Origin of the sequence: Micromonospora sp. NPDC005413, from assembly GCF_040606435.1 — a bacterium.
Classification (GTDB): domain Bacteria; phylum Actinomycetota; class Actinomycetes; order Mycobacteriales; family Micromonosporaceae; genus Micromonospora.
On record NZ_JBEXEV010000005.1, the window covers coordinates 103326 to 127507 of the forward strand.

Annotated in this window: 17 protein-coding genes; 12 read left to right on the top strand and 5 right to left on the bottom strand. The window is 70.1% G+C overall.

From position 1 onward, the window contains the following. Positions 1-3: 3 nt before the first annotated feature. From ABZS37_RS09520 to ABZS37_RS09530, 3 genes are read left to right on the top strand one after another with little or no spacing between them, the layout of a single operon-like run. Positions 4-1416: a sulfatase gene (locus ABZS37_RS09520; RefSeq protein ID WP_355167245.1), complete on the top strand. Its 1413-nt coding sequence runs from the start codon at positions 4-6 to the stop codon at positions 1414-1416. Continuing rightward, entirely contained in the window at positions 1413-1799 is a 387-nt protein-coding gene (locus ABZS37_RS09525) for a DUF202 domain-containing protein (RefSeq protein WP_355167247.1), read from the top strand. The genes ABZS37_RS09520 and ABZS37_RS09525 overlap by 4 nt, the downstream gene beginning before the upstream one ends. Beyond that, positions 1799-2119, top strand: a complete 321-nt coding sequence (locus ABZS37_RS09530; protein WP_355167249.1) for a DUF202 domain-containing protein — start codon at positions 1799-1801, stop codon at positions 2117-2119. The genes ABZS37_RS09525 and ABZS37_RS09530 overlap by 1 nt, the downstream gene beginning before the upstream one ends. 60 nt (positions 2120-2179) lie before the next feature. On the opposite strand, the gene ABZS37_RS09535 is transcribed toward ABZS37_RS09530, so the two are convergent. From ABZS37_RS09535 to ABZS37_RS09550, 4 genes are all read right to left on the bottom strand, one after another. Then, positions 2180-4852, bottom strand: a complete 2673-nt coding sequence (locus ABZS37_RS09535; protein WP_355167251.1) for a discoidin domain-containing protein — start codon at positions 4850-4852, stop codon at positions 2180-2182. A gap of 18 nt (positions 4853-4870) precedes the next feature. Further along, the gene (locus ABZS37_RS09540) at positions 4871-7141 is read right to left on the bottom strand and encodes a family 20 glycosylhydrolase (protein WP_355167253.1); all 2271 of its coding nucleotides are present in this window, start codon (positions 7139-7141) and stop codon (positions 4871-4873) included. A gap of 30 nt (positions 7142-7171) precedes the next feature. Next, positions 7172-9952, bottom strand: coding sequence for an alpha-L-fucosidase (locus ABZS37_RS09545; RefSeq protein ID WP_355167255.1), 2781 nt, complete (start codon positions 9950-9952; stop codon positions 7172-7174). Between the two features lie 66 nt (positions 9953-10018). After that, positions 10019-12820 carry a glycoside hydrolase N-terminal domain-containing protein gene (locus ABZS37_RS09550; RefSeq protein ID WP_355167257.1) on the bottom strand — a complete coding sequence of 934 codons (2802 nt, stop codon included), beginning with the start codon at positions 12818-12820 and terminating at the stop codon, positions 10019-10021. Positions 12821-13097: 277 nt separating this feature from the next. On the opposite strand from ABZS37_RS09550, the gene ABZS37_RS09555 reads away from it, so the two are divergent. After that, positions 13098-13952 carry an amidohydrolase family protein gene (locus ABZS37_RS09555; protein ID WP_355167259.1) on the top strand — a complete coding sequence of 285 codons (855 nt, stop codon included), beginning with the start codon at positions 13098-13100 and terminating at the stop codon, positions 13950-13952. 52 nt (positions 13953-14004) lie between these two features. Then, positions 14005-14676: a FadR/GntR family transcriptional regulator gene (locus ABZS37_RS09560; protein WP_355167261.1), complete on the top strand. Its 672-nt coding sequence runs from the start codon at positions 14005-14007 to the stop codon at positions 14674-14676. 324 nt (positions 14677-15000) lie between these two features. On the opposite strand, the gene ABZS37_RS09565 is transcribed toward ABZS37_RS09560, so the two are convergent. Continuing rightward, positions 15001-15732: an FCD domain-containing protein gene (locus ABZS37_RS09565; RefSeq protein ID WP_355167263.1), complete on the bottom strand. Its 732-nt coding sequence runs from the start codon at positions 15730-15732 to the stop codon at positions 15001-15003. A 138-nt stretch (positions 15733-15870) separates the two neighbouring features. On the opposite strand from ABZS37_RS09565, the gene ABZS37_RS09570 reads away from it, so the two are divergent. From ABZS37_RS09570 to ABZS37_RS09600, 7 genes are all read left to right on the top strand, one after another. Continuing rightward, positions 15871-17499, top strand: a complete 1629-nt coding sequence (locus tag ABZS37_RS09570; RefSeq protein ID WP_355167265.1) for an ABC transporter substrate-binding protein — start codon at positions 15871-15873, stop codon at positions 17497-17499. 106 nt (positions 17500-17605) lie between these two features. After that, positions 17606-18562 carry an ABC transporter permease gene (locus ABZS37_RS09575; protein WP_354993488.1) on the top strand — a complete coding sequence of 319 codons (957 nt, stop codon included), beginning with the start codon at positions 17606-17608 and terminating at the stop codon, positions 18560-18562. After that, positions 18562-20520: a dipeptide/oligopeptide/nickel ABC transporter permease/ATP-binding protein gene (locus ABZS37_RS09580; RefSeq protein WP_355167267.1), complete on the top strand. Its 1959-nt coding sequence runs from the start codon at positions 18562-18564 to the stop codon at positions 20518-20520. The genes ABZS37_RS09575 and ABZS37_RS09580 overlap by 1 nt, the downstream gene beginning before the upstream one ends. Then, the gene (locus tag ABZS37_RS09585) at positions 20517-21590 is read left to right on the top strand and encodes an ABC transporter ATP-binding protein (RefSeq protein ID WP_355167269.1); all 1074 of its coding nucleotides are present in this window, start codon (positions 20517-20519) and stop codon (positions 21588-21590) included. Before ABZS37_RS09580 ends, ABZS37_RS09585 begins: the two co-directional genes overlap by 4 nt. Next, positions 21587-22525, top strand: a complete 939-nt coding sequence (locus ABZS37_RS09590) for a dihydrodipicolinate synthase family protein (RefSeq protein WP_355167271.1) — start codon at positions 21587-21589, stop codon at positions 22523-22525. Before ABZS37_RS09585 ends, ABZS37_RS09590 begins: the two co-directional genes overlap by 4 nt. Before the next feature lie 2 nt (positions 22526-22527). Then, the gene (locus ABZS37_RS09595) at positions 22528-23475 is read left to right on the top strand and encodes an ROK family protein (protein ID WP_355167273.1); all 948 of its coding nucleotides are present in this window, start codon (positions 22528-22530) and stop codon (positions 23473-23475) included. Further along, positions 23472-24152 (top strand): N-acetylmannosamine-6-phosphate 2-epimerase, encoded by a 681-nt coding sequence (locus ABZS37_RS09600; RefSeq protein WP_355167275.1) that lies wholly within the window; start codon positions 23472-23474, stop codon positions 24150-24152. Before ABZS37_RS09595 ends, ABZS37_RS09600 begins: the two co-directional genes overlap by 4 nt. Positions 24153-24182: the final 30 nt, after the last annotated feature.

A 24182-nucleotide genomic window follows, 5' to 3' on the forward strand; every position in this document is an offset into this window, starting at 1 on the left:
CCCGTGCGGCCCAACATCGTCTTCATCATGGCCGACGACCACGCCGCGCACGCGGTGGGCGCCTACGGAAGCAAGATCAACGAGACGCCGCACATCGACCGCATCGCGGCCGGCGGTGCCCTGCTGGAGAACTGCTTCTGCACCAACTCGTTGTGCGCGCCCAGCCGGGCCACCATCCTCACCGGCACCTACAACCACGTCAACGGCGTGCAGACGTTGTCGACCGAGTTCGACAACCGGCAACTCGTCTTCCCGGAGCTGCTGCGTCGCGCCGGCTACCAGACCGCCCTCGTCGGCAAGTGGCACCTCGGGCACGGTCGCGAGCACGACCCCCGTGGTTTCGACTACTGGGAGGTGGTGCCCGGCCAGGGCCGCTACCGCGATCCCGTCTTCATCGGCATGGACGGAAGCGAACAGGTCCGTCCGGGCTACTGCACGAACATCATCACCGACCTGGCCGTCGACTGGCTCGACCAGCGTGACCCGCAGCGGCCCTTCTGCCTGCTGGTCCACCACAAGGCACCGCACCGCAACTGGGAACCCGACGACAAGCACCGCGACATGTACGTCGACGACGTGGCCGTGCCGGGATCGTTCGACGACGACCACTCGGGGCACGCCGCTGCCGCCCGGGCCGCCCGGATGCGGGTGGACCGTGACCTGACCGCCGACGACATCAAGGAGATGCTGCCTCCACACCTCGATCCCGACGAGGCCGCGCTCTGGACCTACCAGCGGTACATCAAGGACTACCTGCGGTGCGTCGCCAGCGTCGACGACAACGTCGGCCGCCTGCTCGACTACCTCGACGAGCATGGCCTGACCGACGACACCATCGTCGTCTACACGTCCGACCAGGGCTTCTTCCTCGGTGACCACGGCTGGTACGACAAACGGTTCATGTACGAGGAATCGCTGCGGATGCCGTTTCTGATCCGCTACCCGTCGGAGATCCCGGCCGGCTCCACCACCGGAGCTCTCGCCATGAACGTCGACTTCGCCCAGACGTTCCTCGATTACGCCGACGTGCCGGCCGACCCCCGTATGCAGGGACGCTCACTGCGACCGCTCCTGCGCGGCGAGGACGTCGTCGACTGGCGGCAGTCGGTGTACTACCGCTACTGGGAGCACGACGACGACGAACACCACGTGTGGGCGCACTACGGCGTACGCACCCACGACCACAAGCTTGTCTACTACTACGCCGACGGGCTCGGCCTGCCCGGCACCTCCGCCACGGCACAGGAGCCGGAGTGGGAGCTGTTCGACCTGCGGGCCGACCCCTGGGAGATGCGCAGCGTCCACGACGACCCGGCGTACGCGCAGATCCGGGCAGCGCTCACCGAGGAACTCGCCCGCGTCCAGCGGGAGTGTGGTGACGCCCCGTGGCAGCCCCCGGCGCCGGTCATCGGGTGACGGACGAGTCGGCCAGCCGAAGCGAGCCGACGGGACCAGCCGACCGCCGCTGGCCGCGCCGCGTCTACGGGGTGGGCACGGAGCCCGACCCGCGATTCACCCTCGCCAACGAACGCACGTTCCTCGCGTGGCTGCGGACCGCGCTGGGTCTCATGGTGGCCGCCGCGGCGGTCAAGGCCTTCGGTACGGACGGCTCGGAGTGGGCGGCGGTCGTCCTGGCGGTGCTCGCCGTCGGGGTGGCCGCCGAGGCGTTCCCCCGGTGGAGCCGCAACGAACGGGCGCTGCGGCTTCAGTTACCGCTGCCGTCCACCCCCGTCGCGGTCGTGTCGGCGGTGGGGGTGGTCGCGGCCGGCGTGATGATCGCCGTCGTGGTGCTCATCTGATGGAGCCCCCGCGGCTCGCCGACCGGGGAGCGCAGGCCGAACGCACTCTGCTCGCGTGGCTTCGTACGACTCTGGCAACGGCCGCAGTGCTGGTTGCCGTCGGCCGGGAGTTGGTGCCCCGTCATCCGTTCGCCGCGGGGCTCGTGCTGGCCTGCGCACCGCTCGTCGTCGCGGTGGCCGCCCTGGCTCGACGCCGGTATCGCACCGTCCGGCTGCCCACCGGGCTCGGGCGCTCCGACGGCGCCGCTCTGCTGGCTGTTGCCGGAACGCTGGTGGCGGTCGGCGGTGTGGCGATTCTTGCCCACGTCCTCGCCCGCTGAGGGCGACAGGTGCTGCCGTCCCGGGGCGACGATAGGGGCGCCCCGGGACGGCGAGGGCGGTCAGGCAGTCGATCCGTACAGGTTGATCTCGGCGGCGGAGGCGTACCCGGCCCCGTTCGCGGCGCGGGTGGTGCGCAGACGTACGTGCCGGGTCGTGGTGGGCGCGAAGACGGCCGACTTCAGGGCACTGCCGGGGCCGAAGGTGCCGGCGGCGATCTGGGTCCAGGTGGTGCCATCGGTGCTGGTCTGGATCTGGTAGTCCGCGATGGTGCCGTTGGTGCCTCCGTCCTGACGGGGAAGGTAGTCGAGTCTGTCGATGCGGAAGCTGCCGTCGAGGTCGATGGTGAGCTGGTGCGGCATGGGGGCGACACCGCCGACGTAACGGGTGTGCCAGATGGTGGCGGGATTGCCGTCGATGGCGTTGGCGGCGACGCCGTTCTCGCCGACGGTCTCGACGCTGTCCGCCGTCGCGGTCCAGCGGCTACGGGGCAGCTGCGGGCTGTCTCCGCCGCCGACCGGCTCGTCGGTGGGTACGGCCTGGAACACGGCCACCTCGAACGGCGCCAGCGTGATGCTCACCGGTGCGGCCGGACCCGACACGAAGCCGGAGCGCCGCCCGTCGCGCTCGGTGAACCGGTACCGCTGGTGGGTCCCACCAGGCAGCTCGAAGGCCGTCTGCGGGTTGACCGTGAAGTTCTGCGTGGACGCCGACGGGTTACGCAGCATCAGCATCCCCTTGGACGCGCCCGCCGAGGAGTTCCAGGCGGCCGTGCCGTAGACCGCGCCCGCAGCCGGGTCACCGCCGACCCAGTGCACGTCGCTGAGCAGCCCCTGGTTGGCGCGGGCCCATTTGGCGTTGGCCGCCACGGTGTCCCAGAACCAGGCCGCGCCCGGCCGGTTCGCGTCGACGAGCGTGTTGCGTACGTAGAGTTCCTGGAGGCTGAGCCCGAGCGCGAAGTAGGTGCGGATGTCCTGGGACACCTCGGCCTGGACACTGGGCTTGGTCAGGTCGTAGTCGGCGGTGAACTGCGGTGTGCGGTCGGAGAAGATGATCCCGTGGTTCATCAGGCTCGGGATCGGGAACAGCGGGTTCTGCGTGGTGATGTTGCGGAACGCTTCCGAGTCGCGGTAGTTGACGTAGCGCTGCTGTGCGCTGCCGGCGCCGACCAGGCCCGCGTCGTGCCCGTCGCGCCAGATGGAGTCGGTGTACCACAGCCAGTACGGCGAGCCCCAGGTGCCGACGGTCGCGTTGACGAACACGTCCTTCTGGTGCGCGCGCAGGTCGCCAGTCAGCCCGAGCAGGGCCTCGTAGTCGGCGATGTAGTTGGCGTTCGGCCCGGACTGGTAGAGCCCGCCGCCGATGCCGTCGAGCTTGAAGCCGCGTACCCCCTGGTTGTCCATCATGTCGAAGGCGACCGACCGGAACCGGTCGTAGTAGCGGGCGCCGCCGAGTTTGAACTGACCGCCGCTGTGGGTCTCCAACCGCTGGTCGGCCGGCTTGCTCGCGTTGACGGCCTGGCGGGTGGCGGCGCTGGTGCCGTACCCGCCGAACGGTGACATCCACACCGACATCGATGCGCCGTACTGCGCGGCGGCGGTCTTCTGCGGCGCGAAGCCGGTGGGGAACTGGGTCGGGTCGAACGACCAGACGTTCAGGTTCGTCTCGTCGACCCGGGGCGTACGCAGATAGTCCCAGCCGTCGTCGACCCAGAAGCTGTCGATGGTGGCCCCCCGGTTGCGCAGCTGGGTGCCGAACAGGTTGATGGCCCGGGTCAGCTCGGCACTGTTGATCACCTCGCCGGGTGGCTTGAGGTCCAGCCAGCTCTGGTAGTGCAGGAACGTCCGACGGTCGTGGGCCCGCTCGCGTTGCAGGTAGTACTGGAACGAGCGGCGTAGCTGCCCGGCTGGCGAGACACCGGTGGAGGCGGTGTAGACCCACGACGTGCCGGCGGTGAGGTCCCCGGCGCGGGGCACCACGATGTCGACGGCGGACCCGTTCACGGTCGCCTTCGCCATCGGGTTCTCGATGCCGACGAACACCGTCTCGTTGCCGGCCGTGCCGTGCACGACCGGGCTGCCGTCGTCGCTGCCGAGCACCCGTGCGTTGGTCAGGCCCAGCTCCACCAGGTGCAGGGAGGTCACGTCGAACGTGCCGGCCACCGAGCGCACCGTGAAGCGGTGCTGAACGGAGTTTGCCCCGCCGCGCAGCCGTACCTGCCACTGCACGTCGAGCGTCCGCGTGCCGCCGCCGTACCGGAAGGTGGTGGTCACCGCCTTGCCGGCGAAGCGTTCGGCCAGCCGTGCCGACCCGGCGTTCGCCGGCAGGTCGCTGACCACGGGACCGGCGGAGACCGCCGTGTTCGCCGTCGTGATGGTGCTGCCGTCGGCCAGGGTGAGAGTGAAGAGCCCGCGCAGACTCATCGGCACTGTGGTGTTCGCCGCCCGGTTGTCGAACCGGGTCAGCGACACCGTGCTGCCGAGCACGCTCCACGTGGTCGACAGCGCCGCGTTGGCCAGGGTGAAGCTGCCGCCGGACAGCGACGCCGTGGCCGCCCCCGGCTGCACACCGGGGAAGACCAGGCCGGCGGCGTCGGTGTAGGCCGGGTCGGCCGGGACCGCCGCGCCGGCCGGGGCCGGGTGGCCCCCGACCGTAGCGACGGCACCGGCGACGAGGCCGAGGACCAGAGCGATCGTGACGGGTCGCCGTGGCGACCGTGTTCTTCTGTGCTGCATCGCTCCTCCAACGGTGATTCAGGCGGTGGGAGTGCTCCAGCGCTGGTTGGCGGCATTGGTGCAGGGCCAGAGGATGAGCCTGGTGCCGTTGGCGGTCGCGCCGCCGTTGGCGTCGAGGCACTTGCCGCCGGTGCGGTAGCTGCCCGAGGCGGCGTCGTAGGTCCACCGCTGGGTCGCGGCGGTGGTGCAGGCGCGGATCACGATCGTGGTGCCGTCGGTGAGGCTCCCGTTCGCCGGTTCCAGGCACTTGCCGAGGGCGGTGAGGGCGCCGTCATTGCGGTGGGTCCACGTCTGGTTGGGCCCGCTGTTGCAGTCCCAGAGGTTGACCGCGGTGCCGTCGGTGGTGTTGCTCCCGGGAATGTCGACGCAGCGGCTGCTCGCGGCGCCGGTGATGATGCCCCTCTTCGGGCCGAAGACCTCGAACTCCCAGAGGGAGTAGCCGAAGGTGGTGGCCCGTGCGGTGCCCTGCATGCGCACGTACCGGGCGGTGGTGTTCAGCAGGTGTTCGTCGAGGCCGCCGTCCCCGGCGGTGACGGTCACGGCGGTGGTCCAGGTCGTGCCGTCGGTGGAGGTCTGGATCTGGTACGCCCTCGCGTAGGCGGCCTCCCAGCGCAGTGCGACGCGGGAGAGCTCCTGGCTGCTGCCGAGGTCGACCTGGATCCAGCTCGGGTCGGTGTAGGCCGACGACCAGCGGGTGCTGAGGTCGCCGTCCACCGCCGCCGTGGCCGGGAAGCTCGCCGTCTCGGTCGACGACGCGGTTACCGGACGGTTGGTTGCCAGGTTTCCGACGGTCCCCGCCGGGCCGCCGGGAGCCCGACCGATGCGGTCCATGATCGCGCTGAAGGCGGTGTACGTGGCGGCCGGCTTCGGCGATCCCCAGGTCTGCTGGGCCACCACGCGCAGGATAGTCCGGATGCCTGCGGTGACCTGCTCCTCGGTCTCCGCGTCCGGGTAGTCACACCAGATGTGCAGCACCGTGCCGAGATTGCGTGACGGGTCGTTCACGGTGTTGTTGCCCTGGAACAGATCCGGGTTCCAGGTCTCGTAGCCCCACGTCACGTTCGGCCTGCCGACGCCAAGGATGTAGTAGGTGGGGTTCCACGCCTGGTTGGAGATGGTGTGCCCGCGGTCCAGCAGGGCCTGCGGGGTGATGCCGTAGTTGTACCAGACCTCGACATGGATGTTCGACGCCGGCCGGATGGTGCCGTCGGTGCCGATGCCGTCGTTCCACATGCGGGTGGTCTTGCCACTGGCACGGACGATGTCGTTGGCCCAGTTGATGAAGCCGTAGTAGGTGTCCTTCGCGGTGGCGTTCGGCCCGTAGGTCGCGCGGGCGTACGTCAGCAGTTGCGGGTAGGAGGCGTAGTTGCCGACGTACTCGTCCGCGCCGATGTGCCAGTAACGGCCGGGGAACAGCGGCAGGAACTCGGTGATGAGGTCGCGGGCGAGGGTGTAGGCGCCCGGCTTGGACAGGTCGAGGTAGTAGGGGTTGCGGTTGCCGTTGGTGTCCGCGAGTTGCAGGTCCGGGTGGTCGGCCAGGATGGCGTTCATGTGGCCCGGCATGTCGATCTCGGGAATGACCTCGATGTGGTACTGGGCGGCCAGGGCGATGAGGTCGCGGATCTGCTGTTTGGTGTAGTACTGCTCCGACATCACCTCTGGGTGGGTGGTGCTCTCCAGCCGGAATCCGAACGTGTCGGACAGGTGCAGGTGCAACCGGTTCATCTTCAGGTAGGCGAGCTCCTTGACGTGCCGGCGGAGCCAGTCGACGGTGAAGTACTTGCGGCCCACGTCGACCATCAGACCCCGTTCGGACTTCGTCGGGGCGTCGGTGGTCGTGCCGGCCGGGACCGTGCTGGACTGCTTGAGCAGTTGCAGCACGGTCCGGGTCCCGTAGAAGGCGCCGGCATCGGTCGAGCCCTGGATGGCGATGCTCGACCCGACCGTCATCGTGTAGCCCTCGGCGGGTTGGCTGCCGCCCAGGGTTAGCCGGATGTCGCTGGTGGCGGCGGCGCCCGTGGTGACCGGGACGGTGCGGCCGGTCAGGTCACGCAGGTCGGCGGCGAACGTGGCCGCGTCGTCGTTGAGCTGCGCGGTGTACGCGGGGTCGACCACGATGCGGGTCGTGGCGCCGAAGGTGTAACTGCCGGTGCCCGCCGTCCACTGCTTCAGCGCCGGGATGACCTGTAGATCACCCGGTACGGCCGAGGCCGGTGTCGCTGGCACGGTCAACAGTGCGGCGGCGAGGACTCCCACCGCTCCGGTGACGCTGATACGTCGAAGACGCATGAACCGCTCCTCTCGAGAAAACGCTGGAAATCAGCAGGACGACGGGTTGGCGGTGCTGTCGGTCGCGTACGCGGTGAGCGTCGCGGCCTGCGGGACGCCGCGCGCGGCGGTCACCCGCAGCCGCAGCCGGTCGCTGGTCACGGCGGCGGACAGCGGCACGATCCGCTTGTATCCGACCGATCCGGCGGCGGCGACCTGCTGCCAGGCACCGTTGACCCAGGCGTCCACGGCGAACGCTTCGATGCGCTGGCCGTTGCCGACCGACTCCTGAAGCAGGACCCGGTCGAACGTGCGTGCCCGGCAGGCGGTCAGCTCGACCGAGCCGGTGGTGGCGCCGCCCGTGGGTGACCAGTACGTGCCCAGGGCCGCATCGGTGAGGGCGGCGTGCGTGCCGGTGGCACCGGCCTTGGCGAACAGTTCCCGGGCGTACCGGCCGCGTTGGGCGGTGCCGAACCCGTCGAGGGCGGTGACGTCGGGTGCGTCGATCACGCCGGCCCGATTCGGCGGGATGTTGAGCAGCAGGTTGGCGTTGCGGCCCACCGCTTCCTCGTAGAGCCGCAGGAGGGCGGCCGGCTGCTTGACCGAGCCGTTCTGGGCGGAGTGCCAGAACCAGCCGGGCCGGATCGACACGTCCGCTTCGGCTGGGTACCACGACAGGTACGTGATCGTCCCCAGGTTGCGTCCGATCAGCGCGCTGGAACCCAGATCGCCCGATGCGGCACCACCCAGCAGGTCGTCGTCGCGGTTCAACGCACCCGGATCGGTGCCCTTGAACGGCAGCGCGCTCCATTCGTCGGCGCGGAACGCCCCGGACTCGGAGCCGATCCAGCGCACGTCCGGGCCGTTGATCGCGATCGTGGCGTCGGGTTGCAGGGTCCGGATCAGCCGGTACCAGTCACCGACCTGGTATGCCTGCGGGTACGCGGTGTACGGGTTGGCCCCGTCGAACCACACCTCGGCCATCGGCCCGTACTCGGTGAGCAGTTCGTAGAGCTGGTTGAGGAAGTAGGCGTTGTAGTCGTCGGCGTTGTACGCGTACGTCTGCGTCGGGGTGCGGGTGTCCCCGGCGACGAGCGTCGGGATGGTCACCGACCGTTTGGCGCTGCCGTTGCCGAAACGGTCGCCGCCGCGCCGGCCGGGGATCTCCGCGCCGTCGGCGGGGGAGAGGTAGAAGCCCACGGCCAGACCGGCGGCGCGGGCGGCGTCGACGGTGGCGCGGAGGATGTCGCTCTGGCTCGTCCGGCCCCACCAGGGGCTGCTGCGTACCGAGTGGGAGCTGTACCGCGACGGGTAGAGCAGGAACCCGTCGTGGTGCTTGACGGTCAGGATGACCTGCTTGAAGCCGTTGCGCTTGAGCACGTCCATCCACTGTGTCGGGTTGACCGTGGTGGGGTTGAACTGTGCGGGGTCCTCGTTGCCGCTGCCCCACTCGACGTCGGTGAAGGTGTTCATGCCGTAGTGCAGGAAGGCCGTCAGCTCGCGCTGCTGCCACGCCAACTGGCCGGTGGTGGGGGTGACCTGGGCGGCCTTCTGCCGGATCCGGTCGAGGGTGTCGCAGGGGTCGACGGCGATGACGTTGGCCGGGGTGACCGGGCCGCTGGTGCCGGGGTTGCCGGCGCAGCCGGCCGGCGGTGGTGTGCCACCGCAGATCGGCGCGTCGAGCTGGAAGTCGGCCGGGCCGGCGGCACCGCTCATCGAGGCGAGCGCGATGGCGTCCAGCGTGCCGTGCCAGCCGCGGTTACGCGTACCGGCGTCGTTGCCGAAGCTCAACAGACCCTGTGCGGCATTGGCCGCGGCGACCGGCGTGGTGACGGTGGTGCCGATCTGGCAGCCGTTGACGTACGCGTTGAGGCGGGCCGTGGAGTCGCTGACGTACTCGTAGGCCAGCGCCACGTGGGTGTCCTGCGTGTCGGACAGGTTGGGCCCGCTCTGCCGGGTGTCGTGGTACGGCGCGTCCGGCCCGTACATGCCGAACTCGGTCGTGTTCTGCGAGCCGCTGGCATAGCGGTAGTAGCCGCCGCCGGCGAGGCTGAGCACCGTGTCGAAGGTGATGGTGGCACCGCTCTGGCGGCGCACCAGCGCCTCGGCCAGCAGGCTCTTGTTGACGTACTTCGCGCTGGTCACCGGGACCCGGGGGGAGAACCCGATGCCGGTGCCGCCGCCGGTGAGCGCGACGGCCGAGCCGCTGATCGTCTCGCTGCCGGCCAGTCGGGTGAGTTGCCCGTCGACCAGTTCCCCCGTCGAGGGGGTGTAGCCGGTGGTGGAGGTGAACGTGCCGCTGAAGCCGACGTCGAGCAGCGGTTGGTAGTCGGCGGCGGCGACGCGCCACTGCTGGTTGGTGGCGGTGGTGCAGGGCCAGAGGATGACTGTGGTGTTGTTGGTGGTGCCGCCGCCGTTGGCGTCGAGGCAGGTGCCGGTGGCCTGGTTGCGGAGGGTCTTGGCGGTGGTGTCGTAGGTCCAGCGTTGGTTGGCGGCGGTGCCGCAGGTGGTGATGGTGGCGGCGGTTCCGGCGGTGGTGCCGGCGGGGGCGAGGCATTTGCCGCGGTTACGGATGGTGTTGTCGGCCTGGCGGATCCAGGTCTGGTTTGCCGCGCCGGAGCAGTCCCAGAGGATCAGGGCGGTGCCGTCAGTGGTGGCGGCGCCGGGTACGTCGACGCAGCGGCCGCTGGCCACCCCGACGATCGTGCCGGCGGCGGCGGCCGGGGCCGCGGCGGCCGGTGCGGTGAGCTGGACCAGGTACGTGCCGAGCAGGGCCAGGGCGGCCAGGGCTGTGCCGCTGACGCGCGCGCGGCGGCGCAGGGTGGGGGTCAAGGGATGTCCTCTCCGGGCACGGGTCAGAAAGGGGCGGCGCGGGGGTGTGTGCGACGTGCGGCGGTGCTACATCAGCCACTGCTGGTTGGTGGCGGTGGTGCAGGGCCAGAGGATGACTGTGGTGTTGTTGGTGGTGCCGCCGCCGTTGGCGTCGAGGCAGGTGCCGGTGGCCTGGTTGCGGAGGGTCTTGGCGGTGGTGTCGTAGGTCCAGCGTTGGTTGGTGGCGGTGCCGCAGGTGGTGATGGTGGCGGCGGTTCCGGCGGTGGTGCCGGCGGGGGCGAGGCATTTGCCGCGGTTACGGATGGTGTTGTCGGCCTGGCGGGTCCAGACCTGGTTTGCCGCGCCGGAGCAGTCCCAGAGGATCAGCGCGGTGCCGTCGGCGGTGGCAGCGCCGGGTACGTCGACGCAGCGGCCGCTGGCCACCCCGACGATCGTGCCGTCCGTGGTGGTGGACACCGCCTGGTAGCGGTGGCCGGCCTCGGCGGTGAAGCTCATCTGGTTGCCGGAGCGGGTCACCGCCACGGTCTGGTTGGTGGTCAGGTCGACCAGCGGTGCGGTCGCCAGCAGCGGGTTACGAACCGTCAAGGTGCCGCTGCTGCCGGCGGTCAACGTGATCCGGCTGGCCAGCCGGATACGCCACTCCGCGTCCACGGTCACGTTGCCGCGTGCCTTGAGGCCACTGACCGAACCGGTCGGCCATGCCACCGGCACGGCCGGCAGGACGTCGACCACGCCGCTCTGGCTCTGCAGCAGCATCTCCGCCATTCCAGCGGTGGCCCCGAAGTTGCCGTCGATCTGGAACGGAGGGTGGGTGTCGAACAGGTTCGCGAGCGTGCTGCTCTTGAGCTGCTCGGCGAGCATCTTGTGGGCGTGGTCGCCGTCGAGCAGCCGAGCCCAAAAGTTGATTTTCCAGGCCTTGCTCCAGCCGGTGCCGCCGTCGCCGCGTGCCGTCAGGGAAACCTTGGCGGCGTTGGCGAGGGCGGGGGTGGTCAGCGGCGAGATCTGCCGACCCGGGTGCAGGGCGTACAGGTGCGAGACGTGCCGGTGGTCGTTCGTCGGGCTGTCCCAGTCCGCCTTCCACTCCTGCAACTGGCCCCAGGAGCCGACCCGCAGGCCGGGGTCGAGCTTGTTCAGCGTGGTCTGCCACTGCGCGCGCAGGGTGGCGTCGACGCCGAGCGTGGTGCTCGCCTCGATGGTGTTGGTGAGCAGATCCCACACGATCTGCTCGCTCATCGACGCGCCGGCCGAGAAGTCACCCTGCTCCGGCGAGTAGCTGGGCGAGACGACCAGCTTGCCGTCGCGCGGATCGACGCGCAGGTTGGCCCGCCAGAACTCCGCGGCCTCCTTCATCGCCGGGTACGCCTGATCGCGCAGGAACGCGGTGTCGCGGGTGAAGCGGTAGTGCTCGTAGAGGTGCTGGCACAACCAGGCGGCAGCCTCCGGGAACCAGAAGGCGGTCGCCCAGTCCTGGACGCCGGTGAAGCCGTACGGGTTGGTGCTGAGGTGGGTGACCCAGCCGGTCGTGCCGTAGATGTTCTGCGCGGTGCTCCGGCCGGGCGCCCGCAGGGCGTCGATGAAGTCGAACAACGGCGTGGCGGTCTCGGACAGGTTCGTGGTCTCCGCCGGCCAGTAGTTCATCTGGACGTTGACGTTGGTGTGGTAGTCGGCCTGCCACGGCGGGTTGTTGGAGTTGTTCCAGATGCCCTGCAGGTTGGCCGGCAGGGAGCCACCGCGCGAGGACGAGATGAGCAGGTACCGGCCGAAGGAGAAGTACAGCGACTCCAGCGCGCGGTCCTGGGCCCGTCCGGCGGCGCCGGTGTAGGCCGAGCGCAGCTCGTCGGTGGGGATGTTAGGCATCTGCCCGCCCACGTTGAGCCGGACGCGGTCGAAGAGATTCTTGTAGTCGGCGAGATGGGCGGTGCGCAGTGCCGCGAACGTCGAGGCCGCCGCACCATCGACCGCCTGGGTGACCTGGGCGTGGGGGTCGGCGCCTCGGTAGGCGGGGTAGGTGTCGGCGTACGACGTCGCGGCGGACAGCACGATGAACGCCGAGTCGGCGCCGGCGACGGTGATCCGGTCGGTGCCGTCGGTCCGGGTGCCGCCGGTGGTCACCACCCGGTACTGGGTTTCGTGGATCAGCCCGTTGCCGGGCAGCGCACCCCGGGCGGTGATCCGGCCGTTCGCCACCGTGACGGTGCTGCCGGGCTGGGCCGAGGCGGCGCGCAGGACGAAGGAGACCTTCCCGGCCTGGCTGGCCGACAGCCGGGCGACGATCACGTTGCGGGGGTAGCTGGCGAAGTACTCGCGCTGGTAGGTCACCCCGCTGTGGGTGTATCCGACGCGGGCGGTGCCTTCGGCGAGGTCCAGCTCGCGTCGGTAGCTGCTCACCGTGGCCGGGGTGCCGGTCATGTCGAGGTACATGTCGGCGAGGTTCTGGTACGAGCCGAATCCGGTCGCCGGCTGGCCGAGCGCGGTGGCGACCGCGCCGGGTGCCATCCGTCCGTCCCGGTCGATCTGGGCCTGCACGCCGGCCAGGGCTCCGGGCCGTGGTGACGTCCAGTTGCCGTGGTTGTATCCGGTGGCGCCGGGCCCGCCCGTCCACAGTGTCTTCTCGTTGAGCTGCAGGCGCTCGGTCTGGATGCCACCGAAGACCATGGCACCGAGCGCGCCGTTGCCCAGCGGCAGCGCGTTGCTCTCCCAGTTGGCGGCGGGCTCGTCGTACCAGAGCGCCAACCCGGGGTCGGCGGCGGCTTCGGCCTCCGCCTCGGCTGGAGCGAAGCCGACGGACACGGAGGTCAGGCACGCGGCCACGAGAAGGGCCGCGGCTGCGGCCCGCAGGACTGTCCGAATATTGCCGGTCACAGGCATAGGACCTCCTCTATGCCATGGGAGTTAACGTGGGATGTATATTTTTGTCAATGGCTCGAACGCCTAAGTCTGATGTGGTCACCTGCGAGGAAGATCGCGACCTTGATGGCGAACCGCCAGCTCATCTCGGCCTATTGCTCTGATCGACCGACACCTGCTAGACATCCGATGTCCGAGCTCATACCTTCGGAAACACCCGATGTTTGCGGGACGGTGGAGTGAAGCTTCTACGAGTAGGGCATCCCGGCGAGGGACGCGCGGCCATGCTCAGGCCCGCGTGCTGACCGTCGACGCGCACCATCACCTCTGGGCAAATCCGGCCGCCTACGCCTGGCTCGACGACGACCGGATGCGGTCGATCCGTCGCCCGTTCACGGTGGCCCAGTGGCAGGCGCAACTGCGCGCCGCCCAGGTCGATCGCTCCGTTCTCGTGGAGGGCGGGCGATGCGACGAGGCGGAGTCGGATGACCTGCTCCGGTGGGCGGCCGAGGCACCGCAGATCGCCGGTGTGGTGCTGTGGGCGGACCTGACCGACCCAGGGTTCGAGCCCCGCATCGCCCGGCACCTCCGGCGCCCCGGCGGCGAACGGGTGGTCGGTGTCCGCGCCCAGATCCAGGCCGAGCCGGACCCGGATTACCTGGACCGCACGGACGTGCGCCATGGCCTGCGTGTCGTTGCGTCGGCCGGGCTGGCCTTCGACCTGGTTGTCCGGGTGGACCAGTTGCCTGCCGCGGCCCGGGCCGCGGCGGCGCTGCCGCACGTCCGCTTCGTCCTCGATCATCTGGGCAAGCCGGAGATCCGGGCAGGCCCGCCCGGCTTGGCCCGGTGGCGCGGGCCGTTGGCGGCGCTCGCCGAGCAGCCCAACGTCACGGCAAAGGTGTCCGGGCTGGTGACGGAGGCGGACTGGACCTCGTGGCGCGCCGCCGACCTGCGACCGTTCGTCCGCGAGGCGCTCGACCGGTTCGGGTCGGACCGCTTGATGTTCGGTTCCGACTGGCCGGTGTGCCTGCTCGCCGGCAGCTACGGCCGGGTCCGGGCCGCGCTGCACCAGGTGTTGCCGCCGCTGTCCGAGGCAGACTCCAGGGCGATCTTCGGAGGCACCGCGGCCCGGGTCTACCAACTGGGGGTGTAACCCCCGCGATCATGGCAACGGGCCCTACCCTGAACATTTTGCGGAGGCAGCGATGGCTCTCACCGACGAGGCGATCGGCAAGATCAAGACGATGATCACGTCGGGCGAGCTCGGTCCCGGCGATCGACTGCCCAAGGAGGCGGACCTGGCCCGGCGGCTCGGTCTGTCCCGCAACTCCCTGCGCGAAGCGGTGAAGGCGCTGTCCATCATCCGCATCCTGGATGTTCGCCAGGGCGACGGCACCTATGTCACCAGCCTTGCCCCACAGTTGCTGCTCGATACGCTCGGCTTCGTCGTGGACTTCCACCGTGACGACACCGTGCTGGAATTCCTTGAGGTCCGGCGCATCCTTGAGCCGGCCGCCACGGCGTTGGCCGCGCAGCGGATGGATGCCGAGGACATCGCTGGCCTCCAGGCGGTGCTCGACGGCCTCGGCGACACCCGCGACGTCGAGGCACTGGTCGCCAACGACCTGGAATTCCACCGCCTGATCGCCGTCGGCTCCGGAAACACGGTGCTGTGCTCGCTGCTCGACGGGCTCTCCGGGCCCACCACCCGGGCCCGCATCTGGCGCGGTGTCACCCAGGAGGGCGCCGTCACCCGGACCCGGGAGCAGCACCAGGCGATCGTCGATGCGATCACGCTCGGGCAGGCCGATCTCGCGCGTTCCTGGGCCACCGTGCACGTCGCCGGTGTCGAGGAGTGGCTCCGCCGGGCGCTCTGACCGAGCCACTCAGAACCGCGGCGATCCCGGCGAGCGTCAGCCGACGGGTGACAGCCTCGCGAGAGGTACGACAGCCTCCGCCTCCAGTAACGCCTCGGTCGTCACGCTCACTGTTGCTCCTCCGACGTCTCGACGACTCGACCGGCGTAGAGCGCCAGGCTGGCCCGGAGCCGCGCTGCTGGCCGTGGCCGTGGAGCACCCGTACCGTCCTGGCGGCCCCGGCCACGTGACGACGTGGCTCGGGCCGTGGACCTTCCGTCTACTCGGGATCTCGCCCCGATTCAGCAGTCCGATCTCGGATCGGACGGCGATGGTGGTGTTGATTCAGGGCTGCACGACGCGGGCGATGCTCGCCCGGATGGGCGCGTAGTGATCGGCGATGGCGGCGCGTAGGTCCGCCACGTCGCCGGCCGCGGCCGCGTCCACGATTGCCCGGTGCCGCTGGGCGGTGATCACCCGGTCCTCCGGCTCGGTACGCAGCGTGGGGGCGACGATGGCCTGGACCTGCCAGAACGCCTCGGTCAGCTGGAGAATCAGGTCGTTGCCGAGGGGCTCCAGCAACTTCACGTGGAAGGCCCGGTCGACATCGAGGAAGTCCTTCCCCTGGGCGGCCAGGCTCTCCATCTCGTCGACGAGCGCGGAGAGGGCCGCCTGCTGCTCACCGTCGAGGACGGCGATGACCTGGGCCGCCAGCCCCTGCTCGAGGGTCTGGCGGACATCGACGACCTGCCCCAGCACATGGTGGTCCTCCTCGCCGCTCAGAAGACCGCGGAAGGTCAGGCTTTCCACGAGCGCGGCGAGGGACATGCGGCCGACGAAGGTTCCGTGACCGTGCCGCACCTCGACGATGTCGAGGGCGGAGAGGATCTTGACGGCCTCGCGCACGCTGGACCGGCTGGCTCCCACCGCCTCGCACAGTTCCGCCTCGGTGGGAAGGATGTTCCCCGGCTTGAGGCGGTTGCGCAGGATGTACTCCTTGATCTTGGTTGCGACTTCCTGCCGGCGGGGACCTGGGCGCTCCGAACCGCGTAGCGGAGTCGCGTCAATGGTCGTCATCTGCCACTTGCCCTTCCCTAACGAATCTGACACGCTCACCCTATCGGCATCAGATGTCAGACGTCAGACCCCATTATCTTCGAATCCCTCAGCGCGAGCGGTCACGCGAGCGCATGAAGAGCCTATGGAGGCAGCTACGTGAGCACCACCGTTAAGCCATCGGGGAGTCGGCGCGTCCCCCCGCGCCGGTTCCGCTCGCTGGCAGTCGCGTCCACCGCGGCAACCCTCGCTCTCGGTCTCGTTGCGTGCAGCGGCGGCCCGGCCTCGACCAACGCCGTCGAGGGCGGAAACGGGGGGAAATCCTCGATCGAGACCACTCTGGCGTTCACCCTCTCTAGCGGGTTCGACCCAGCGAACGCCTCGTCGGCGGTGGCGACGGCCGTCAACCAGCACATTTTCGAGGGTCTCGTTGATCTCGACCCGGTCACCCGCGAACCTTACCGGGCCCTGGCCAAGGCAGACCCGATGCCCAGCGCGGACGGGCTCACCTACACCGTGGCCCTGCGTGACGGCGCGAAGTTCTCCGACGGCACCCCCGTCACCGCCGAGGACGTCGCCTGGTCCTTCGAGCGTGTGCTGAAGCCGGCCGACCCCAAGGCCCCGCCGCTGATGCAGGGGTTCGTGTCGTTCATCGACTCGGTCACCGCCAAGGACGCGACGACGGCCGAGTTCAAGCTGAAGTATCCGTTCGCGCTGTTCGCCGAGCGGATCGCCGTGATCAAGATCCTTCCGAAGGCGAAGACCGCGGACGCGGCCGCCTCGAAGGCCTTCGACACCGCACCGATCGGCTCCGGCCCGTTCAAGATGGACAGCGCGTCCAAGGAGTCGGGCATCAAGCTCAGCAAGAACGAGAACTACGGCGGACCCCGTCCCGCCAAGGTCGACACGATGACGTGGAACACCACGTCGGAGGCCTCGGCGCGGGTGTCGGACCTTCAGGGCGGCCGGGTCCAGGCCATCGAGTCGGTGCCGTACCTGAACGTCGACTCGCTCAAGGGCAAGTACACCGTCGACGCGAAGCAGGCCTTCAACCAGGTCTTCCTCATGTTCAACTCGTCGGCGGCGCCGTTCAGTGACAAGCGGGTTCGCCAGGCCCTGCACTACGCCATCGACAAGGACGCGGTCATCAAGACTGCGCTCAACGGCTACGGCACCGCGGCGACGAGCTACCTGGACGAGGGCAACAAGGACTACCAGCAGGCCGCCACGGTCTACGACTACAACCTTGACAAGGCCAAGGCCCTGCTCAAGGAGGCCGGTGTCACGAACCTGTCGTTCCAGCTCGACACCACCGACAACTCGGTCGTGAAGGATGTCGCCCCGTTGGTCATCGAGCAGTGGAAGAAGATCGGCGTCAACGCCAGCCTCAACACGGTGCCCTCGTCGGCCATCTACGGCGACATCGTTCCGAAGGACACCTTCCGGGTGCTGATGGCGACCGGTGACCCCAGTGTGTTCGGCGTCGACACCGACCTGCTGATGCGCTGGTTCTACTACGGCGAGACCTGGCCGGGCCAGCGTTACCGCTGGAACGCCGCGGACCGCAAGGCCATGGCCGACCTGCTCGACAAGGCGGCGCAGACCTCCGACGAGGCGGCACGCAAGGCCCTGTGGAAGCAGGCCCTGGACAAGGTGGCCGACGAGGCCCCGTTGTACCCGATCCTGCACACCAAGGTCGTCACCGCGTACGACCCCGGCAAGCTCAGTGGCTTCTCGGGTGCCTCGACGACCGGCCTGTACTTCCTGGACGCCAGCCGAAAGAGCTGAGCCCGTCTCGGGGGCCCGAACCCCGGCCCCTCCACGTCCCGCCCAGCCCCTGACACCCTCGGGCTGGGCGGGACGTCCCGGCGGCCCTCGACGAGAGAAAGACACCATGCTGAGTGTTCTGAGCCTGGTCGCGCGACGACTCCTGACCCTGATACCCCTGGTGCTGGGCATCACGATGTTCGTCTTCGTGATCATGCAGTTCTCCCCGATCGATCCCGCGCTGTCCGTCCTCGGCGACCAGGCGAACCCCGCGCAGGTTGCGGCGTTCAAGGCCGCGAACGGCCTCGACGACCCGCTGCCCCTGCGGTACCTGCACTTCCTGGGTGACCTGGTCCGGGGCGATCTGGGCATGACCTTCCCGCCGTCCGTCCCGGTCGCCGACAAGATCGCCACCGCGCTGCCGCTGACGATCCAGTTGACGGCCCTCGGGATCGTCGGCGCGCTGGTCATCGCGTTGGCCCTGGGCATCCCCGCGGCGCTGTACCGGGACCGCTGGCCCGACCAGGTCATCCGGTTCATCTCGATGGCCGGGATCGCCATGCCGTCGTTCTGGCTGGCCCTTCTGCTCATCCAGGAGTTCTCGGTCCGCCGCCCGGTCTTCCCGACCGGCGGGTACGTCAACCCCGGCGACTCGTTCTCCCTCTGGTTGCAGTCTCTCGCCATGCCCGCGCTGGCTCTCGCCGTGCCGGTCGGCTGCTCGCTGGCCAGAATCGTGCGGACGTCGATGGTCGAGGAACTCGACAAGGACTACGTGCGTACGGCCATCGGCGCCGGGCTGCCGCCCCGCGTGGTGGTCGGACGCAACGTGCTGCGCAATGCGCTCGTCAACCCGCTCACCGTGCTGGGCCTGCGGATCGGCTATCTGCTGGGCGGCACGGTCGTCATCGAGGCCATCTTCTCGCTGCCTGGCATGGGCACCCAGATCATGAGCGCGGTGCAGCAGAACGACACCGCCCTCGCGCAGGGGACCGTGCTGACGATCGCCATCGGCTTCGTCTTTGTGAACCTGGTGGTCGACATCCTCTACCTCTTCGCCAACCCCCGACTGCGCGGAGCCCACTGATGCGCCGAACACTCACCGCCCGGCTGTCGGCTCCCGGCATCGCCTTCAAACGCCTCAGCGTCACCGCCCGGATCGCACTGAGCTTCGTCCTGCTCATCGTCGTGGTGGGCATCTTCGCGCCGCTGATCCTGCGGCACGACCCCGCGCAGGCCGGGCTCGGTCCCGCGCTGACCGGCCCCAACGGCGACTACTGGTTCGGCCTGGACAAGCTCGGACGCGACGTGTTCTCGAGGCTGGTCGCCGGCACCCGACGCTCCCTGATCGTGGGCTTCGGCAGCGCCGGCATCGCCCTGGTGGTCGGCGCGATCCTGGGCGCGCTGGCGGGAACCAGCCGGCCGGCGGTCGACGAGGTCGTGATGCGGTGCCTCGACGTCGTCATGGCCTTCCCCGCCATCGTGCTCTCCGCCCTGCTGATCATCTCCTTCGGCAAGAACAGCCTTCTGGTCCTCGTGGTCGCGATCGGCTTCGTCTTCATCCCCTCGATCGCGCGTATCGTGCGCGCGAACGTGCTCTCGCAGTACCGGGAGGACTACGTCGCGGCCGAACGGATCATCGGCGCCCGGCGACCGCACATCCTCTGGCGGCACGTCCTACGTAACTGCGCCGCCCCGATCCTCGTCTTCGTCACCGTCATGGTGGCGGACGCCATCGTCTTCGAGGCGTCCCTCTCCTTCATCGGCGGCGGGCTGGCGCCCCAGGAGGCGGCCTCCTCGTGGGGCTCGGTCATCGCCTTTGGCAAGGAGATGGTCCAGATCGGTGGCTGGTGGGCGACGTTCTTCCCCGGCCTGCTGATCCTGCTGACCGTGCTCGCCCTGAACGTGCTCTCCGAAGGGATGTCCGACGCCTGGGCCGCCCCGGCGGCGCGGCGTGCCACCGCAACGAAGGCCGGCGACGCGCAGGAGGAGGCGCAGCCCGGCTCCGGCGAGGTGGTGCAGCTGCCCGGTCTGGCCGAGGCGGCGCAGCGGCTGCGCGAGCGCGCTCGTCCGCTCCCGCAGGGTGAGCCCGTCCTTGAGGTCCGGAACCTGTCGATCGGGTTCGAGGGACGCCACCGGGGCGTCGACATCGTCGACGACCTGACCTTCGACGTCCGCCCCGGCGAGGTCCTGGGCCTGGTGGGGGAGTCCGGCTCCGGCAAGTCCCTGACCTCCCTCGCCGTGATGGGCCTGCTGCCGCAGGGTGCCCGGGTCCGCGGCGAGGTCCGCTTCCAGGGCACCGACCTGCTGACGGTGAGTGCGAAACGGCGTCGTGCCCTGATGGGGCGCGAGATCGCAATGGTCTACCAGGACGCACTCTCGGCCCTGAACCCCTCACTGCGCATCGGCCCTCAGCTCGCTCAGATGATCAGCCGTGGCGGCACCCGGTCGGCCGAGGAGCTCATGGACCTGGTGGGCCTGGACGCGCAGCGCACCCTGTCCGCGTACCCGCATGAGCTCTCCGGCGGGCAGCGGCAGCGCGTGGTGATCGCGATGGCCCTGTCCCGGGACCCGCGCCTCATCATCGCCGACGAGCCGACCACCGCGCTCGACGTCACGGTCCAGGCGCAGGTCATGGAGCTGCTGCTGCGGCTGCGCGGCCAGCTGGGCTTCGCGTTGATCCTGGTCAGCCACGACCTTGCGCTGGTCAGCGACGTCGCGGACCGCGTCGTGGTGATGTACGGCGGACAGATCGTCGAGAGCGGCGTCACCGCCGACGTGGTCGGGGCGCCCGCGCACCACTATGCCCGTGGCCTCCTCGGCTCCGTGCTCTCCCTTGAGGTCGGCGCGGAGCGGCTCACCCAGATCCGCGGCGTCGTGCCGTCGCCGGCCGACTTCCCACCGGGATGCCGATTCGCTGATCGCTGCCCCATGGTGACCGAGGTCTGCCGGGAGACGGTGCCCCGTCTCGAGGGCATCGAGGGCCACCGGTACGCCTGCCACCACCCGGCCGTCACCGTCACGGAAGAGGAGCTGGCCCGATGAGTGCGTCAGTCCCGCGCGAGTCGATCGTCGAGCTGCGCGACGTGCACGTGGTTCACCGCACCCGTGGGGGCGGCATGTTCAGCCGCGGGCGGGTGTACGCCCTCACCGGCGCGGACCTGACCGTTCGGGCCGGCGAGACCATCGGTGTCGTCGGTGAGTCCGGCTGCGGCAAGTCCACGATGGCCAAGGTGCTGGTGGGCCTCCAGCGGCCGACGAGCGGCTCGGTCGCCTTCGCCGGCAAGGACGTGTGGTCGATGAACGCGGCGGAACGACGCCAACACATTGGGGCCGGCGTCGGCATGATCTTCCAGGACCCCGCCACGTCGCTGAACCGGCGCATGCCGGTCCGCGACATCCTGCGCGACCCGCTCGACGTGCACCGTCGCGGCACCCGCAAGCAGCGCGAGGAGCGTGTCAACGAGCTGATGGCCCTGGTGGGGCTGCCCAGGTCGGTCGCCGATGTCCTGCCGAGTCAGCTCTCCGGTGGTCAACGCCAGCGGGTGTCCATCGCACGAGCCCTGGCTCTTGAGCCGGGCCTGGTCATCGCCGACGAGCCCACCAGCGCGCTCGACGTGTCGGTACGGGCGCAGATCCTCAATCTGCTCCTGGACCTCAAGGAGCGTCTCGGCCTGGCCATGGTCTTCGTGTCCCACGACATCCAGACGGTCAAGCGGATCAGTGACCGCGTGGTCACGATGTACCTCGGCCGGATCGTGGAGCAGACACCCGCCGCCGGGCTCCCCGAGAGCGCCCAGCACCCGTACACCCGGGCGCTCTTCTCCGCCACGCCGGGGCTGCTCTCGCCGCTCGACCCGATCCCGCTCGTCGGCCCCGTTCCGCTCGCCGCCCGGCCGCCCAGCGGATGCCCGTTCCGTACGCGGTGCTGGAAGGCCACCGACGTGTGCGCCACCGAGATGCCGCCGACCCAACCGGGCGGCGACGCAGGCGGCTCCCACGAGTTCCGGTGCTACCACCCCGTTCCCGCTGGATCCAGCAACACAGAGCTGGTCGAACTCGCCAGAGCAGCGACCGGCCGCACCACCCCCCTACATGTCGAGGAGTCAGCGTGACCACCCCAGCCCCGCGGTTCGCCGGAGTCGTGCCGCCGGTCGTCACGCCCCTGACCGAGGAGGGCGCGGTCGACGTGGCCTCCCTCGAGCGGCTCGTCGAGCGGATGCTCGCCGCCGGCGTCGACGGCATCTTCGCCCTCGGCAGCTCCGGCGAGACGGTGTTCCTCACCGACAGCCAGCGGGACCAGGCTCTCGAAACCGTCGTGAAGACCGTCGGAGGCGCTGTACCCGTCATCGCCGGCTGCATCGAGCCGACCACGCGCCGGGTCCTCGACCGGGCCGCCGCGTCGACGCGGCTGGGTGTCGACGGCCTGGTGGCGACCGCGCCCTTCTACGCCATCGTCGGGCCCCACGAGATCGAGCGGCACTTCCGGTCCCTCGCGTCGTCGGTCGAGCTTCCCCTGCTGGCGTACGACATTCCCGTCTGCGTGCACACCAAGCTCTCCCCGGGCCTGCTGACGCGGCTCGCGGTCGAGGGCGTCCTCGCCGGCGTCAAGGACTCCAGCGGTGACGACGTCTCCTTCCGCCAGCTGGTGCTGGCGGTCGCGGAACACGCGCCGAACGCCGGCTTCAGCCTGTTGACCGGGCACGAGGTGGTCGTCGACGCGATGATGCTCGCCGGCGCCTCCGGCTCCGTCCCCGGGTTGGGCAACGTGGACCCGGCGGGTTACGTGCGACTCCACCGGGCCTGCGTCAGCGGCGACTGGGATGCCGCCCGCGCGGAGCAGGACCGCCTGACCCGCCTGTTCCGGATCGTCGACGCGGCGGACCCGGCGACGGCGGGAGGGGCGACCCGGGGTGTGGGCGCGTTCAAGACCGCCCTGGCCCTGCTCGGTGTCATCGACTGCAACGCGGTGTCGCTGCCCCTGCGGCCGCTCGACGCCGACGAGACCAGCCGGGTGCGTACCCAGCTGGAACTGGCGGGGCTCCTCTAGTCATGTCCAAGGTACGCAGGCCCCCGGTCGTCGACGAGGCGGTCGCCGCGCTCGACATCGGGGGCACCAAGACGGCCGCCGCCATCCTGACGCGCCACGGCGAGGTCGTCGACCGGGTCACCGCCACCACCCCCGGCAGGGCCGGCGCGACCGCCATCCTCGACACGGCGGCCGATCTCGTCGATCGCCTGCGGGCGAGGGCGACGGGGACACGCATCCGTGCCCTCGGGGTCGGCAGCGCCGGGGTGATCGACCACCGAACGGGCCAGGTGCTCTCGGCCACCGATGCCCTGGCCGGTTGGGCGGGCACGGACCTGAGAGGGCGATTGGGCGAGCAGTTGGGTCTGCCCGTCGCCGTCATCAACGACGTGCACGCGCACGCCCTCGGTGAGGCGCGGTACGGGGTGGCGGCCGGCTACGAGACGACGCTCTTCATCGCGGTCGGCACCGGCATCGGTGCCTCGTTCGTCATCGACGGCACCGTGCTCGCAGGCGCCCACTTCACAGCCGGCCACGCCGGCCACCAGCCCTCGCCGTACGCCGGGCGGCTGGCGTGCACCTGCGGCGGGCAGGGACACCTGGAGGCGATCGCCTCCGGGCCGGGTCTCACCGAGGAGTACGTGCGGCGTACCGGCCAGCCGGTCGACGACCTGCGAGTGGTGGCCGCGCGCGCCGCGGACGGCGACGCGACGGCCCGGGAGGTGGTCCTGCTGGGCGGGGCCGCCGTCGGTTCGGCTGTCGGTGGGCTGGTCAACATGCTCGACCCCGGTGCCGTCGTGGTCGGCGGCGGGGTCGCCGGCCTCGGCGAACCCTGGTGGCAGGCACTTCGCGACGCCGTGCGGCGGGAGACATTGCCCAGCCTGGACGACGTGCCCGTCCTGGCCTCGGCCCTCGGGTCGGACGCCCCACTTCTCGGCGCCGCCTCACTCGCCTGGGAGGGCACCGTATGAACGCGCTGATCGAGCGGCTCCGTCACCAACTCGTCGTCTCCTGCCAGGCGTATCCCGGTGAGCCGATGCGTGACCCGGACACGATGCGCAGGGTCGCTCTCGCCGCCGTGCAGGGCGGAGCCGCCGGCATCCGCGCCCAGGGTCTGGCGGACATCGCGGCGATCCGGGACGCGGTCGACCTCCCGCTGATCGGGCTGTGGAAGGACGGGGACGACGACGTCTTCATCACCCCCACGCTCGACCACGCGCTTGCCGTGGCCCGTGCCGGCGCGCACGTCGTCGCGCTCGACGGCACCTCGCGGCCCCGGCCGGACGGCCGAACCCTCGACGAGACCATCGCCGCCGTCCACGAGCAGACCGGGGCCCTGGTGATGGCGGACTGCTCCACCCTCGACGAGGGAATCGCCGCCGCCGCGGCGGGCGCCGACCTGGTCGGCACCACCCTGGCCGGCTACACCGCGTACACCACCAAGCAACCGGGCCCGGACCTGGACCTGGTCGCACAGCTCGCCACCGCGATCGACGTGCCGGTGGTCGCGGAGGGCCGGATCCACACCCCGGAGCAGGCGGCGCAGGCGCTGCGGGCCGGGGCGTGGGCGGTGGTGGTGGGCACGGCGATCACCCACCCCACCACCATCACCGGGTGGTTCGCGAAGGCGATGGCGGACGCCCGGTAGCGGCTGAGGCACACCCCACGGGACGGCCGT

Excerpts from the sequence above, each read along its gene's own strand:
- ABZS37_RS09530 (WP_355167249.1), top strand. The coding sequence starts at position 1,799 with ATGGAGCCCCCGCGGCTCGCCGACCGGGGAGCGCAGGCCGAACGCACT.
- ABZS37_RS09535 (WP_355167251.1), bottom strand. The coding sequence starts at position 4,852 with ATGCAGCACAGAAGAACACGGTCGCCACGGCGACCCGTCACGATCGCT.
- ABZS37_RS09540 (WP_355167253.1), bottom strand. The coding sequence starts at position 7,141 with ATGCGTCTTCGACGTATCAGCGTCACCGGAGCGGTGGGAGTCCTCGCC.
- ABZS37_RS09550 (WP_355167257.1), bottom strand. The coding sequence starts at position 12,820 with ATGCCTGTGACCGGCAATATTCGGACAGTCCTGCGGGCCGCAGCCGCG.
- ABZS37_RS09560 (WP_355167261.1), top strand. The coding sequence starts at position 14,005 with ATGGCTCTCACCGACGAGGCGATCGGCAAGATCAAGACGATGATCACG.
- ABZS37_RS09565 (WP_355167263.1), bottom strand. The coding sequence starts at position 15,732 with ATGACGACCATTGACGCGACTCCGCTACGCGGTTCGGAGCGCCCAGGT.
- ABZS37_RS09575 (WP_354993488.1), top strand. The coding sequence starts at position 17,606 with ATGCTGAGTGTTCTGAGCCTGGTCGCGCGACGACTCCTGACCCTGATA.
- ABZS37_RS09580 (WP_355167267.1), top strand. The coding sequence starts at position 18,562 with ATGCGCCGAACACTCACCGCCCGGCTGTCGGCTCCCGGCATCGCCTTC.
- ABZS37_RS09585 (WP_355167269.1), top strand. The coding sequence starts at position 20,517 with ATGAGTGCGTCAGTCCCGCGCGAGTCGATCGTCGAGCTGCGCGACGTG.
- ABZS37_RS09595 (WP_355167273.1), top strand. The coding sequence starts at position 22,528 with ATGTCCAAGGTACGCAGGCCCCCGGTCGTCGACGAGGCGGTCGCCGCG.
- ABZS37_RS09600 (WP_355167275.1), top strand. The coding sequence starts at position 23,472 with ATGAACGCGCTGATCGAGCGGCTCCGTCACCAACTCGTCGTCTCCTGC.